12 protein-coding genes are annotated in these 14,303 nt (G+C 70.9%); 1 reads left to right on the top strand and 11 read right to left on the bottom strand.

The window, feature by feature from the left end:
• The 9 genes from A4R25_RS30305 to pgsA form a co-directional block, all read right to left on the bottom strand.
• On the bottom strand, positions 1-594 hold a 594-nt coding region (locus A4R25_RS30305; RefSeq protein ID WP_197495010.1), incomplete at its 3' end, for a transposase.
• A 1,672-nt stretch (positions 595-2,266) separates the two neighbouring features.
• A complete protein-coding gene (locus tag A4R25_RS30310) occupies positions 2,267-3,958 on the bottom strand; it encodes a recombinase family protein (protein WP_082931200.1) in 1,692 nt (563 codons plus the stop codon).
• Positions 3,959-3,969: 11 nt separating this feature from the next.
• On the bottom strand, positions 3,970-4,722 hold the full coding sequence (locus A4R25_RS30315) for a YebC/PmpR family DNA-binding transcriptional regulator (protein ID WP_064448892.1): 753 nt from the start codon (positions 4,720-4,722) through the stop codon (positions 3,970-3,972).
• 234 nt (positions 4,723-4,956) lie between these two features.
• Positions 4,957-5,562, bottom strand: coding sequence for a pyridoxal 5'-phosphate synthase glutaminase subunit PdxT (pdxT, locus tag A4R25_RS30320; protein WP_043324999.1), 606 nt, complete (start codon positions 5,560-5,562; stop codon positions 4,957-4,959).
• Positions 5,563-5,635: 73 nt separating this feature from the next.
• The gene (gene pdxS, locus A4R25_RS30325; protein WP_043325000.1) at positions 5,636-6,547 is read right to left on the bottom strand and encodes a pyridoxal 5'-phosphate synthase lyase subunit PdxS; all 912 of its coding nucleotides are present in this window, start codon (positions 6,545-6,547) and stop codon (positions 5,636-5,638) included.
• Positions 6,548-6,672: 125 nt separating this feature from the next.
• Positions 6,673-7,176, bottom strand: coding sequence for a hypothetical protein (locus tag A4R25_RS30330; RefSeq protein ID WP_043325001.1), 504 nt, complete (start codon positions 7,174-7,176; stop codon positions 6,673-6,675).
• 83 nt (positions 7,177-7,259) lie between these two features.
• The gene (locus A4R25_RS30335; RefSeq protein WP_043325002.1) at positions 7,260-8,420 is read right to left on the bottom strand and encodes a glycosyltransferase family 4 protein; all 1,161 of its coding nucleotides are present in this window, start codon (positions 8,418-8,420) and stop codon (positions 7,260-7,262) included.
• Positions 8,421-8,432: 12 nt separating this feature from the next.
• Complete coding sequence (locus A4R25_RS30340) at positions 8,433-9,365, bottom strand: phosphatidylinositol mannoside acyltransferase (protein WP_064448893.1); 933 nt, start codon at positions 9,363-9,365, stop codon at positions 8,433-8,435.
• A complete protein-coding gene (gene pgsA / locus A4R25_RS30345; RefSeq protein ID WP_043325003.1) occupies positions 9,362-9,982 on the bottom strand; it encodes a phosphatidylinositol phosphate synthase in 621 nt (206 codons plus the stop codon). The genes A4R25_RS30340 and pgsA overlap by 4 nt, the downstream gene beginning before the upstream one ends.
• A 252-nt stretch (positions 9,983-10,234) precedes the next feature.
• On the opposite strand from pgsA, the gene A4R25_RS30350 reads away from it, so the two are divergent.
• Positions 10,235-12,391, top strand: a complete 2,157-nt coding sequence (locus A4R25_RS30350; RefSeq protein ID WP_064448894.1) for an elongation factor G-like protein EF-G2 — start codon at positions 10,235-10,237, stop codon at positions 12,389-12,391.
• Positions 12,392-12,421: 30 nt separating this feature from the next.
• Here A4R25_RS30350 and A4R25_RS30355 read toward each other — a convergent pair whose 3' ends face one another.
• Positions 12,422-13,423: an aldo/keto reductase gene (locus A4R25_RS30355; RefSeq protein WP_176722759.1), complete on the bottom strand. Its 1,002-nt coding sequence runs from the start codon at positions 13,421-13,423 to the stop codon at positions 12,422-12,424.
• Between the two features lie 218 nt (positions 13,424-13,641).
• On the bottom strand, positions 13,642-14,303 hold a 662-nt coding region (locus A4R25_RS30360), incomplete at its 5' end, for a transposase (protein ID WP_197495009.1).

Below are 14,303 nucleotides of genomic sequence, written 5' to 3' on the forward strand. Positions count from 1 at the left end.
GGCCTCGCGGGTGTTGTCCAGGAAGCAGAACAACGGGTGGTAGCCGAAGGTCTTCTTCCAGGTCGGGGTCGCTGATTCCTTGTCCGAGTGGCACAGCACGATCGAGGCGTCCAGATCGAGGACCAGGCCGGGGACCGGCTGGCCAGCCGCGGTTGTCTGCGGGAGCCCGCCGCGGGTCTCGGCCAGCTGGGCCCAGGCCAGCTGGCGAGCCCGTGCCCGAGCGTCACGCAACCGACCCAGTGCCTCACCGTCCACGCCGGACAGGAGTCGCCACGCCGTCGGGTCCGACGCGACCGGACCGAACAAGTCCGCCTGGTCACGCAGCACGGCCAGGTCCGAGATCGCTTCACCACCGTCGGCGAGCATCACCGCCAGGTCCACCGCGACCCGGCCCGGGTCGTGCTGGCCACGCCGCCGCCGCAGACCGGCGAGGGCGTCGCCGAACGCCTCGGTCAGCCCGGTCACCTCCGCGACATCAGCCAGGAGACGAGCGCCGGCATGGCCGACCACGCCACGCCCGTCGGCACTCACGATGATCTTCGGGCGCGCTCCGGTAGCCTTCACTCGGTAAGTGCCTTCCGTGCGGGCGATCATGGGCCTTCGACAAGCCAGATCATCCCAGATCGGGAGGCACTTCCTCATTTCTGATCATGAACCACAGGCGGCCTTACTGAACGGCCGAGGCTAGCCGCCGTAGGGTTCGCCTGGTCCTGCTCGACCACGGGCCCGGACGGCTCAACGGCCTTCCCAGCGCGGCTAGGAACCTTCCCCGATTTCCGGGCACGGTAGGCGGCCTGCCGCTCCGCCCGTCGCCTACGCTCGCATTCCTCACGGCCACAAGTAGCCTTATCGTTCCCCATACGGGTCCGGGCCAGGGCCCGACCACAGACACACTTCTTCAACGTCTCTCCTCTCGTTATGCGCGTGTTACGCGCGTCGTAACGGGCGTTCCAACGTTTCCGCCGCTCAGGGCACAGAAAACGGCCGGAAATCCGGCCGCTGTAAACAACCGTTATGCGCGTTCACACGCGCCTAAAGCGATGGGTTCGGGAAAGGGTTGCGGGAAAGAATGGAGCTAGCCCCGGTAGCCCGTTAACGGCGCTGATTTTCCCTGTGCGGCCTCGGAAGGCCGCTACCCATAGTCGGGTATAAAGGGTCGGGCCCCATCGGCCCTTAGGCAGAGCCTGCTCTGCCGTTTCCCTTGGCTGTGTTGTAGTTCTTCCCCTAGTTACCTGGCATTGCCGACAGCAACGGCTTAACAACTAACTGTCAGTGAAGGTAGTTACTACTAGGGCCGTGCCACGGCCCCTTAGTCAAACCCCTATTACAACCATAGAGGGATAAGGGGCGGCCCCTCAGCCGCCCCGTTGAGTAAGTAGTACAGCTAAACCCAACGAAGGCCGTTCGTCCCCGTGCCTCGTTCCTCGCCACGGGCACTCACTGAGATAGAGAGGGAAACGGACATTGAGCGTGGATCGCTAACCGATCCTGTTGATAGCTGTCAACCGGGTTGGTTGACAAGCTGCACACCGTCACGTCCGAACGATCCGATGAGTCCGGCAGAACCGCGTCCCACGGCCCGCCTGCTGATGATCCGCGTACGGCATCACAAGACACGACGGCCCGGAAGACGGGTCGAGCAGGCCCTTACCGATAGCCTGCCTGACAGCACGGCTCACGGCAGACTCAGTGGCACGGGAGTACCGATCCTGGTAACCGAGGATTCCGGCTAGCTGCCCCTTAGACATCTCCGCATGCCCGATGCGGTTAGACCAGCCTTCCGCCGCGTACCGCACCCGCAGCCACAACGGAAACTCTGAATCACGGGCCCGCTGCTTACTCCGCTCATGCGGACACGCCCACCACGAAGCACTACCCCCGAAGTCAATTCGGTTTGGCGTTTCGTGGTCAACACCCCGGATGTAATCGCTGTCCGCATCATCCAGCGGCAGCGGATCGCTGTCGGTGTTATCGAAATCCAAGAAAGTTGGCAGACTCAATAGAACCTCCCCGTGACTTGGGCACGGCTGAGCCACAGCCGTTTAAACGTGGTTAGAGAAGAAGCAGGGCCCTCAAAGGGCCCGTTCGGGAAACCGCAACGGAGATAGTTTATGGGCACCCAACGGAGGGGATCACACGTAACCCTGGGTACGGGCCGGCCCGTACCCAGGGTTACGAGTCAGGGCATGAGAAAACCCCAGGGCAGCACCGTTGCCGGGACTGCCGCCGGGGCGCGAAAACCGCTCAGCGTTGCTCTCAGGCTGTTCTAGGTGGTCGCCAGCGGGAGCGACGGCTGACGCATCTTGAGTACCGCGCTCGGGTTGCCGCTAACTCTCGCCGCTAGATCCGAAGGCAGGTAGACGCCTACCTGTACGCCGTCCCGGACGGTCAGCTCTACGGCCGCGTAGCCCTCCGGCCGATCGAACAGCCCGACAGAGACAGTGCCGGTAGCCCTCATTGCCTCCACCCGTACGCCGGACTCCCGCAGCAGGGAGCGCCGCCCGTTGGTGTCGGACGACTCCCACACTTGGCGGTAGGTCCGCCCGGTGGGCACGTACTCCCACCGCTCGGGGCGGGACGGCCGGGTAGCAAGCTGCTCCCGCTGATCCTCAAGAGCGGCGTACATTTCCCGGAACTCCGCCGCCCCACGTTCACCCCGGTACAGCCCGGCCGTGCGGTCCCCGCGCAACTCCCGCATCCGTTCCTCAACGTCCGCCAGCTCGGCGGCAGTGCTGTCGCCAGGGACGAACACCTTGCGGAGCACGTCCAGGTGCCCGACGACGGACAGCAGCACGTCTCCGGCTAGCTGCTCAAGCTTTTCGGCCCGAGCGGCACCAGCCGGACAATCGTTGCCCTTCCTCGTTCTGCCGGAACAGCGGTAGTAGCGATACTCCTGCTGCCGCTCAGGCTTGACGGCCAAATGGAAGTGCAGCACCTCCCCGCACAGCGGGCAGAAAACCGCACTAGACAGCAGTGCATCCGGGGCCGTGCGGGTCTTAGGCCGCTTCCGGCCGTTGATCGCTTCCTGTAGGGCCGCCCAATCCTCCCTAGAGATCAGCGGCTCACCACGTAGCACGGGCTTGCCCATGTCGTCACGGACAACCCTGCCGTTGTCCGTGAGGCATCCAAGCAACACAGGATTGGTCAGCATCCGCCTAAGCGTCATGTCCGTCCAGAGTTGCGGCGGCAAAATCTCTCCGGTTTCCCGGTCCTTCCGCCGCTCCCCCGTGTCGCGCATAGCGGCGTGGTCCCTTGGTGACAACACTCCCCGGTCGTTGAGGTCCCTAGCCACACTGGCGACGCTCGCGCCGTCAATGACTCGCTTGACGACTTCCCGGAGAATCGGCGCGCTCACCGGGTCATGCTCAAGCTCGGTGGGGCCCCGATAGACCCGCTGATAGCCGTACGGCGTCAGGCCGCCAATGGAACGCTTCTCTTTGCGCAACCGCTGAACCCTGGCGCGGCTACGCGACTTCATGCGATTCAACTCCGCCCGAGCCTGCTCCGCCTTGATAACGAAGTTCATCCGAAAACCGGAATCTTCGTCGTCCCGCTCAGGGTCACCCGAGTCCAGTCGATCATCAAAGCCGATCAGCCGAACCGGCTTATGGTGATCCTTCTTGCCCGTGGCCGGGTCCTTCCCCTCGATTACGTCAAGGATGGTTGCGGCGACGTTCAGCCCTTCTCGGCTGAGCCGGTCGACGTGCCAGGCAACCAGCACGTCCGCGCGTCCCTCAATAGCGTCCGCCAGCCACGCCCGGAACTCCGGCCGATCGCGGATGGCACCCGACTTGCCGTTGTCTACGTGTAGGGCAACCTCGGTGAACCCCCGGGAAGCACAAAGCCCCCGGAGATCATCAACCATGCCTTGACGGCTCAGGTTCCGATCATCGGAGGCTTTGCTCAGTCGCACGTACAGGCTGGCTCGCAGCCCGCGCACCAGGTCACCAGGGGTCATGCCCCGGCATGTTACGCGCCGATTTGTGCTAGCGTCTCGTCGGACACGTCGAAGTTGGCGTAGACGTTCTGCACGTCGTCGCAGTCCTCCAGCACGTCGATCAGCTTGAAGATCTTGCGCGCGCCCTCCTCGTCCAGCGGCACGTTCACGCTGGGGATGAGGGAGGACTCGGCCGACTCGTACTCGATGCCGGCGTCCTGCAGCGCGGTGCGGACCGCGATCAGGTCGCCCGGCTCGGACACCACCTCGTACGCCTCGCCGAGGTCGTTGACCTCCTCCGCGCCCGCGTCGAGCACTGCCATCATCACGTCGTCCTCGGTCGTGCCGCCCTTGGGGACGATCACCACGCCCTTGCGGGAGAACATGTACGACACCGAGCCGGCGTCGGCCAGCGAGCCGCCGTTGCGGGTCAGCGCGGTACGCACCTCGGTGGCGGCACGGTTGCGGTTGTCGGTGAGGCACTCGATCAGCATCGCCACGCCGTTCGGGCCGTAACCCTCGTACATGATCGTCTGCCAGTCGGCGCCGCCGGCCTCCAGGCCGGAGCCGCGCTTGACCGCGCGGTCGATGTTGTCGTTCGGGACCGAGTTCTTCTTCGCCTTCTGGATGGCGTCGTAGAGAGTCGGGTTGCCGGCCGGGTCACCACCGCCGGTACGGGCGGCCACCTCGACGTTCTTGATCAGCTTGGCGAACATCTTGCCGCGCTTGGCGTCGATGACCGCCTTCTTGTGCTTGGTCGTCGCCCACTTTGAGTGGCCGGACATCTGTTACCTCCGTTGCTACCCGCCGTCTGCATCGACCGCACCACACGCCCCGCTCCCCCGCCGGCGCACGCCGACGCCGAGGTGCCGTGATCTCTGCTGGGAGCCGCGGCGGGCTGATGGCCCTGCCGAATCTCGGCAATCCTACCGGCGGGGGCCGGGTCACTGTCACGCGCCGCACGGCAGCGGCCCGCCCCGAGCCGCCCGAACCGGCACAATCAGGGACGGACCGGCCGCTCAGCGGCTCGCCCGGACCAGTTCCACGAAGTGGCGGTGCAGGCGCAGGTCGCCGGTCAGCTCCGGGTGGAACGAGGTGGCCAGCAGGTTGCCCTGCCGTACCGCGACGATCCGGTCCGCGGCCGGGCCGTCTGTCACCCGGCCGAGCACCTCGACGTCCGGGCCGACGCGCTCGACCCACGGCGCCCTGATGAACACGGCGTGGAACGGGCCGCCGTCGACGCCGGTGAGCGCCACCGGCGCCTCGAACGAGTCGACCTGACGGCCGAACGCGTTGCGCCGCACCGTCATGTCGACGCCCGCGAAGCCGCGCTGGTCCGGGCGGCCGTCCAGCACCTCGACGGCCAGCATGATCATGCCGGCGCAGGAGCCGTAGACCGGCATGCCGGCGGCGATCCGCTTGTCGATCGGCTCGCGCATCTCGAAGATGTCCACCAGCTTGCTGATCGTGGTCGACTCGCCGCCGGGCACCACCAGGCCGTCGACCGCGTCCAGCTCGCCCGGGCGCCGCACCGGCCGGGCGTCGGCGCCCGCGCCGGTCAGCGCCGCGACGTGCTCGCGTACGTCGCCCTGCAGCGCGAGCACGCCGATCACCGGTACGGTCACGCCGCTCCTCCCGGGGTGTTAACAAGGGGCCCCGCCTCTACCGGAGGCGTTAACAGGGGGCCCTTCCTTTCGCTCACCAGCCGCGCTCGGCGAGGCGGTGCGGCTGCGGGATCTCGTCGACGTTGATGCCGACCATCGCCTCGCCCAGCCCGCGCGACACCTTGGCGAGCACGTCCGGGTCGTCGTGGAACGTGGTCGCCTTGACGATCGCGGCGGCCCGCTGCGCCGGGTTGCCGGACTTGAAGATGCCCGAGCCGACGAAGACGCCCTCGGCGCCGAGCTGCATCATCATGGCCGCGTCGGCGGGGGTCGCGATGCCGCCCGCGGTGAACAGCACGACCGGCAGCTTGCCCTGCTCGGCGACCTCCTTGACCAGCTCGTACGGGGCCTGCAGCTCCTTGGCCGCCACGTACAGCTCGTCGTCGGGCAGCGACTGGAGCCGGCGGATCTCCTGCCGGATCTTGCGCATGTGGGTGGTGGCGTTGGAGACGTCACCGGTGCCCGCCTCACCCTTCGAGCGGATCATCGCGGCGCCCTCGGTGATCCGGCGCAGCGCCTCGCCCAGGTTCGTCGCGCCGCACACGAACGGGACGGTGAACGCCCACTTGTCGATGTGGTTGGCGTAGTCGGCCGGGGTCAGCACCTCGGACTCGTCGACGTAGTCGACGCCGAGCGCCTGGAGGATCTGCGCCTCGACGAAGTGGCCGATCCGGGCCTTGGCCATCACCGGGATCGAGACGGCGGAGATGATGCCGTCGATCATGTCCGGGTCGCTCATCCGGGACACCCCGCCCTGCGCGCGGATGTCGGCCGGCACCCGCTCCAGCGCCATCACAGCCACCGCGCCGGCGTCCTCGGCGATCTTCGCCTGCTCGGGGGTGACCACGTCCATGATCACACCGCCCTTGAGCATCTCGGCCATGCCGCGCTTGACGCGGGCGGTGCCGACGGCGGTGGCGGGGGTCGGGGCTGCGGACTCAGACACGGGACATCGCTCCTCGGCGTGCTCGGGAGGTGACTGCGCAGGAATGCTACGACCGTCGCGACGCCGCTCCGAGCGCCAATCGAACCCCCGGTGGCCTGCCGTGTGGCCCCGGTCACGACCGGCGGTCAGCCAGTGGTCACGTCCGCCGGGGAGGCCAGCGTGGGATCGTCGATGTCGAAGTAGCGGGGCCACTCCCGCCCCCGCCCCATCCGGAACAGCCGCACCACCGGGCGGCTGCGCGCCGATCGGGCGTCCCGGACCAGGTCGGTGTGCACCTGCCGGGCCAGCGCCAGCCGGCGGCTCGCCGCGATCACCGCCGCGCAGCCCGGGTCGTCCGGATCCAGCCGCACCGCCCGCAACTGCCGGGTCAGGTCGTTCTCGGCCGCCTCGCGCTCCTCCGGGGCGGCGTCGAGCGCGATCCGGGCGGCGGCGTACAGCTCCACGCCGTACCGCTGCTCGGCCAGGACCGCGGCGGCGGCCGCGCGGCGCAGCAGGTGCGCCTCCAGCGCGCGGGCCGCCGAGTCCGCGCGGACCTGCAGCCGCTGCACCCGGCCGGAGGTCCAGATCAGGTACGCCGAGACCAGCCCGAGCACACCGACCGCGCCCACCACCCACCACATGCCCGGCATCGTAGTGCTGCTCCTCATCCCGCCCGCCCGGCGCGGGGCACCGGTCGACGCGCTCGTCACAGCGGCCGCAGCGGCCACCCCGGTCAGCCCAGTCCCGCCCACTCCTGGTCCATGACCCGGCCGTCGGTGGCCTCGATCGCGGCTGCGTATACCTCCAGAACACGGCGGGCAACCACGGGCCAGTCGAAATTCGCCACCACCTGGTCGCCGCAGGCGGTCAGCCCGGCGCGGCGGCCGGCGTCGTCGAGCAGCTCGGACAGCGCGCCGCCCAGCGCCGCCGCGTCGCCGGTCGGGAACAGCTGTCCGGCCCGGCCGCCGTCGAGCACCCGGCGGAACGCGTCCAGGTCGCTGGCGACCACAGTCGTCCCGGCGGCCAGCGCCTCGGTGAGGATCATCCCGAAGGATTCCCCGCCGGTGTTCGGTGCGACGTAGAGGTGCACGCTGCGCAACATGCGTGCCTTGTCCGCCTCGGAGACCAGGCCGAGGAACGTGACCCGGTCGCGCAGGGCGGCCGGGAACCGCCCGTACAGCTCGTCGGCGTCGCCCGGCCCGGCGACCAGCAGGCGCAGCCCGGGGCGGTGCGGCGCGAGCGCGACGAACGCGTCCCGCAGGATCGGGAAGCCCTTGCGCGGCTCGGTGAACCGGCCCAGGAAACCCAGCGTGCCGCCGGTGCCCGGCGCGCACTCCCCCGGCCAGCCGGGCAGCGGCGGCACCCCGGCGAACTTCGCCACCGCCACCCCGTTGGGGATCTCCACCGCGCCGCCGTCCATGTGCTCGACCTGCACCTTGCGGGCCAGCGCGCTCACCGCGATCCGGGCGGTGATCCGCTCCAGCACGATCTGCAGCGCGCCCTGCGCGGCCGACAGCACCCGGGAACGGGTCATCGCGGTGTGGAACGTGGCCACCACCGGGCCGCGGGCGCAGAGCACGGCCAGCATCGACAGGCTCGGCGTGAGCGGCTCGTGCACGTGCAGCACGTCGAAGTCGCCCCGGGTGATCCAACGCCGCACCCGGGCGGTGGAGACCGGGCCGAACGCGATCCGGGCCACCGACCCGTTGTACGGCAGCGGCACCGCCCGCCCGGCCGACACCACGTACGGCGGCAGCGCCGAGTCCTCGTCGGCCGGCGCCAGCACGCTCACCTCGTGGCCGAGCCCGAGCAGCGCCTCGGCCAGGTCCATGACGTGGTTCTGCACCCCGCCCGGCACGTCGAACGAGTACGGGCACACGATGCCGATACGCACTGCGCCCTCCCCCTAGACCGTCCCGGTGGTGGCCGGCGGCGCCGCCGACGTGGGCGTACCGTCCCGGCCCTGGTCCAGCCACATCCGCTGCAACATGTGCCAGTCTTGCGGATGCCGGGCGATGCCCGCCGCCAGACCGTCGGCAATCCGCTGCGTCACCGCGCGGACCCGCTCGTCCAGCGGGGCGCTGTCCGGGTCCGGCAGCGGCAGCGGGCCATCGATCGACGCGCACGCCGCGTCCGGCTCGTACCACATCGAGGCCACGTAGAGCGGCGCGCCGGTGCGGATCGCCAGCAGCGCCGGCCCGGCCGGCATCCGGGTCCGGCCGCCGAAGAAGTCCACCTCCACGCCCCGGGCCGACAGGTCCCGGTCGGCCAGCAGCGGCACCACGTAGCCGGCGCGCAGCCGGTCCACCAGCACGTCGAACGCGGGACGCGGGCCGCCGGTGTTGGGCAGGATCTCCATGCCCAGCCCTTCCCGGAACCCGACGAACCGCTCGTAGACGCCGTCCGGGAGCCGCTCGGCCACCGTGGTCATCGGCCAGCCGGTGGCCGCCACCCAGGCGCCGGCCGCGTCCCAGTTGCCGGCGTGCGGCAGCGCCACCACCGCGCCCCGCCCGGCCGCCACGTCGGCGGCGAGCAGTTCCTGCCCGTCCAGGCGGAACCCGGCGAGGATCTGCGCCCGGCTCAGGCCGGGCAGCCGGAACGCCTCCATCCAGTACCGGGCGTACGAGCGCAGGCCCTCGCGCACCAGCGCGTCCAGCTCCGCGTCGGGCAGTTCCGGGCCGACCACCCGGCGCAGGTTGGCGCGCAGCCGGCGCGTACCCCCGCCGTCCTTGCGGTGGGCGCGGTCGGCGCCCGCCCGGAAGGCCGCGGCCGCGACGGGCCGGGGCAGCGCCCGGATCAGGCGCCAGCCCGCGACGAAGCCCGCCTCGGTGAGGTTCACTCGACGCCGACCTGCTGGGCCTGGCGGTACACGTGGGCCATCCGCTGCCCGACGGTGAAGATCGAGACGGCGGCGAGCAGCCAGAGCGCGATCTCCAGCGCCAGCGGTACGCCGAGGCCGGTGAGCAGGCCGCCGACGCCGACGATGAGCAGCCGCTCGGTGCGTTCGGCGATGCCCACGTTGCAGGTCATCCCGAGGCCCTCGGCGCGGGCCTTGACGTAGGAGACCAGCCCGCCCGCGGCCAGGCAGATCAGCGCCGCCGCCACGCCCGAGTAGTCGTGCTCGGTGGCCAGCCAGTACGCGACCGCGCCGAACACCGCGCTGTCGGCGACCCGGTCCATGCTCGAGTCGAGGAACGCCCCGAACCGGGTGGACCCGCCGCTCATCCGCGCCATCGTGCCGTCGAGCAGGTCGGTGAGGGCGAAGACCGTGACGATCAGCGCGCCGGCGACCAGATGGCCGCGCGCGCCGAAGCCGAGCGCGCCCACGAGCACGCCGACGGTGCCGGTCACGGTGACCGCGTTGGGGGACACGCCCGCACGCAGCAGCGCACGGGCGATCGGCTCCACGACGCGGGTCATGCCCGCGCGGGCCGTCACTTGGAAGATCTTCGCCATGGCGGTCCCACGATAACGGCCCGCAACCGCCGGGGACACAGCCGGGCACACGACCCGCCCGACGGCCCTTGTGCCCGCACTCGCGCGGGTGTGAGATCGAGCCAGGAGGTGAGCCAGTTCACCGGATCACCGGTCCGCGTTCCCGGCCAGCAGGAGATCACCGGAAGATATCGCCGCGGCGCCCGTCCCGGGTCCGCTCCCCCGTCGCCCGCGGCGGTCGCCACCACCACCGGTTGAGGGAGGTGCGCCGCGATGGCGCAGAAGAACGAGAAGGGTGTCACCGGCGGCGCGCCGGTGGTGACCGAGCCCGGCAGGGTTCGCAACGTGGTGCTCGTCGGGCACTCCGGCGCCGGCAAGACGACTCTCGTCGAGGCGCTGCTGGCCGCCAGCGGCACGATCGGCCGGGCCGGCGCCGTCACCGAGGGCACCACCGTCTGCGACCACGACCCCGCCGCCGTACGGCAGCAGCGCTCGGTCAGCCTGGCCTGCGCGCCGCTGGTGCACCGCGACGTCAAGGTCAACCTGCTGGACACGCCGGGCTACGGCGACTTCGTCGGCGAGCTGCGCGCCGGGCTGCGCGCCGCCGACGCGGCGCTGTTCGTGGTCTCCGCCGTCGACGGCATGGACGCCGCCACGGCCGCCCTGTGGGAGGAGTGCGCCGCCGTCGACATGCCCCGCGCGGTGGCGGTCTCCCGGCTGGACCACCCGCGGGCCGACTTCGACGAGGCGGTGGCGCTGTGCCAGCGCGTCTTCGGCGACAACGTGCTCCCGCTCTACCTGCCGATGCTCGGCGACGACGGCGAGTCGGTGGCCGGCCTGATGGGCCTGATCACCCGCCGGGTGTACGACTACTCGGCCGGGCTGCCGCCGGAGGTACGCGAGCCGGACCCGGAGCACCTGCCGGCCATCCAGGAGTCCCGCAACGAGCTGATCGAGGGGATCATCGCGGAGAGCGAGGACGAGACCCTCATGGACCGCTACCTCGGCGGCGAGGAGATCGACCCCGAGGTGCTCATCACCGACCTGGAGACCGCTGTGGCCCGCGGCCACTTCTACCCGGTGGTGCCGGTCTGCGCGGAGACCGGCGTGGGCCTGGACGCGCTGCTCGACGGCCTGGTCGCGGCGTTCCCGTCGCCGCTGGAGCACGACCTGCCGCCGGTCACCGGCGTGGACGGCTCGCCCCGCCCGCCGCTGACCTGCGACCCGGACGGCCCGCTCGTCGCCGAGGTGGTCAAGACGACAGTCGACAGGCACGTCGGGCGGGTCTCGCTGGTGCGCGTCTTCTCCGGCACGCTCCGCCCCGACCAGGTCATCCACGTGTCCGGTCACGGCATGGCCGAGCGCGGCCACCCCGACCACGACGCCGACGAGCGGGTCGGCCACGTCTACACCCCGCTGGGCGCGACGCTGCGCGAGGTGGCCGCCTGCGTCGCCGGTGACCTGTGCGCGATCACCAAGTCGGGCAGCGCGGAGACCGGCGACACCATCTCGGCCAAGGACGACCCGCTGCTGGTCGCGCCCTGGGAGATGCCCGAGCCGCTGCTGCCGGTGGCGATCGTGGCGCGCAGCCGGGCCGACGAGGATGCGCTGGCCCGCAACCTGTCCCGGCTGGTCGCCGGTGACCCGACGCTGCGGCTGGAACGCAACGCGGAGACCCACCAGCTGGTGCTGTGGTGCATGGGCGAGGCGCACGCCGACGTGGTGCTCGACCGGCTGCGCGGCGGCGGGGTCGAGCTGGACACCGAACCGGTCCGGGTGCCGCTGCGCGAGACGTTCGGCGCCGCCGCGCGCGGGCACGGCCGGCACGTCAAGCAGTCCGGCGGCCACGGTCAGTACGCGGTCTGCGACATCGAGGTGGAGCCGCTGCCCCGGGGCGCCGGCTTCGAGTTCGTCGACCGGGTGGTCGGCGGCGCGGTCCCGCACAACTACATCCCGTCGGTGGAGAAGGGTGTACGGGCGCAGATGGAACGCGGTCTGGTCGCCGGCTACCCGGTGGTGGACCTGCGGGTGACGCTCGTGGACGGGAAGGCGCACAGCGTCGACTCCTCCGACGCCGCGTTCCAGACCGCCGGCGCGCTGGCGCTGCGTGACGCCGCCGAGAAGGGCCAGCCGACGCTGCTGGAGCCGGTCGACGAGATCACCGTGCGGGTGCCGGACTCGTCGGTCGGCGCGGTGATGGGCGACCTGTCCGGGCGGCGCGGCCGGGTGCTCGGCACCGAGCCGGACCCGGACGCCGAGGGCCGCACGCTGGTCCGCGCCGAGGTGCCCGCCACGGAGCTGCTGCGGTATGCGGTGGAGCTGCGCTCGATGACCGCCGGCACGGGAACGTTCCGCCGCGAGTTCGCCCGCCACGACCCCATGCCCGCCCACCTGGCCGACCAGGCCCGCAAGGAGTCCACCTCCCACTGACCCCGCCCGCCCCGCCCACCCGCCGCGGGGTCAGGGGCGGACGGCGGGGACCGGGGGCATCGGCCAGTGGGGGCGGTCGGCGTCCCGGAGGGCTGCCGAGCGTACCGCCGCCAGCTGCCGCTCCACCTCGGCGAAGTGGTCCGGGGCGAGCGGACCCCAGCTCAGCGCTGCCGCGTTCTCCTCGACCTGGGCGACGGTACGGGCGCCGGGGATCGGCACCGCGCGGCCGCTGCGCGCCCAGATCCACCCGATCGCCCCCTGGGCGAGGGTACGGCCGTCGGCGGTCAACGCGTCGCGTACGGCGGCGACCCGGCGCAGCCACTCCGGGGCGGGCCGGCCGCTGCGGAACCACTCCAGCCAGGTCGGCCCGAGTCCGCGTACGTCGTCGCGGGGCAGCGTCGACTCCGGCGTGTACTTGCCGGTGAGCAGCCCCATCCCGAGCGGTCCCCGGGCCAGGCTGGCCAGGTCGTGCTTGTCGCAGGCGTCGAGCATGGCCGGGGCGTCGCGGAGCACCGACAGCGCGTGCTGCACGGCGGCGGCGCCCCGGGCGACCTGGGCGAACGCGGCGGCCCGGTCGGCCCGGTCGGTACTCCAGCCGTACGCCCGGATCAGGCCGTCGTCCATCAGGTCGTCGAGCGTGCCGATGAGCGCCTCGGCCCGGGGCAGCGGCAGGTCACCGAGGTGCAGCTGATAAAGGTCGATGTGGTCGGTGCCCAGCCGGCGCAGCGAGTCGGTCACCGCCCGGCGCAGGTAGTGCGGCGAGGCGTTCTCCCCGGTGGCCTGCCGGGCGCTCTCGTCGAACGTGTAGCCGAACTTCGTGGCGATCACGGCCTCGCCGCGCCGCCCGGCGAGCGCCCGGCCGAGCACCCGCTCGCCGTGCCCGGCGCCGTACGTGTCGGCGGTGTCGAACAGCGTGACACCGAGGTCGAGCGCGCGGCGGATCGCGCGTACCGACTCGTCGTCGTCGACCTGGCCCCAGCCCAGCGGGCGGGCGCCCTCGGCCCAGGGGCCGCCGATGGCCCAGCACCCCATACCGAGGGCGCTCACCTCGATGCCGCTGCGCCCCAACTGTCGCTTGTCGACTGCCACCGCCGCATCCTGTCATCTTCCCGGCGATCGCGGGCCGGTTCGTAGCCGAAGAGTCCGGGCGCGGTCACGCCGCGTGACGCCAGGCGGTGGACGTTCGCGGTGAAGCGATATACCTCAGAGTCATAAATATGGGTCTTGTGACGGATGTGTGGGTCGGGTGTTCATGGGCGGGGTAGTTCGGGTCGGTGGCCGCCGAGGCTGAGCATGGCCATGGCAATGAGGGCTTCGGATGAGTGGAAGCCGAAGGCCATGCGGGTGATGAGGCGGATCTTGGCGTTGACGGACTCGATGCGGCCGTTGGACAGGCCATGGGTGATGGCGGCGATGATCTGGTCGCGGTGACGGGTGACGCGTCGTTGTAGGTCGATGAAGATGTCGATGCGGCTGCGGCGGGCCCACCCGATCCATCGGTCGAGGGCCTCGACTGCGGCTGTCGGGCTGGTCTTGGCCAGGGTGAACACCAGTCGGAGGCCTTCTTTCAACGCCCAGGCCCGGTGCAGGCGGGGGTGGGTCTTGGCGATCCAGGCGAGTTTGGCCTGCTGGGCGTCGGTGAGGTTCTCCGGGTTCTTCCATAACGCCCAGCGGGTGTTCTTCAACTGGCGGGCCGTGCCGACGGCGACGCCGCGACGGCCGGCGCCACGGCCGGTGGCCTCGTTCCAGGCTTGGCGGCGAACCCTGTCCACGGCGTCGGTGGCCCAGGCCACGACGTGGAATGCATCGGCGCAGCGCACGGCGTTCGGGCAGCGCCGTCGGATAACGGTGGTGATCCAGTCCGCGCCGTCGGCGGACACGTGCGTGATCTTCGCGGCCCGCTCATCGCCGA

This window comes from Micromonospora sp. NBRC 110037 (genome assembly GCF_001652995.1).
GTDB classification, from domain to species: Bacteria; Actinomycetota; Actinomycetes; order Mycobacteriales; family Micromonosporaceae; genus Micromonospora; species Micromonospora chalcea.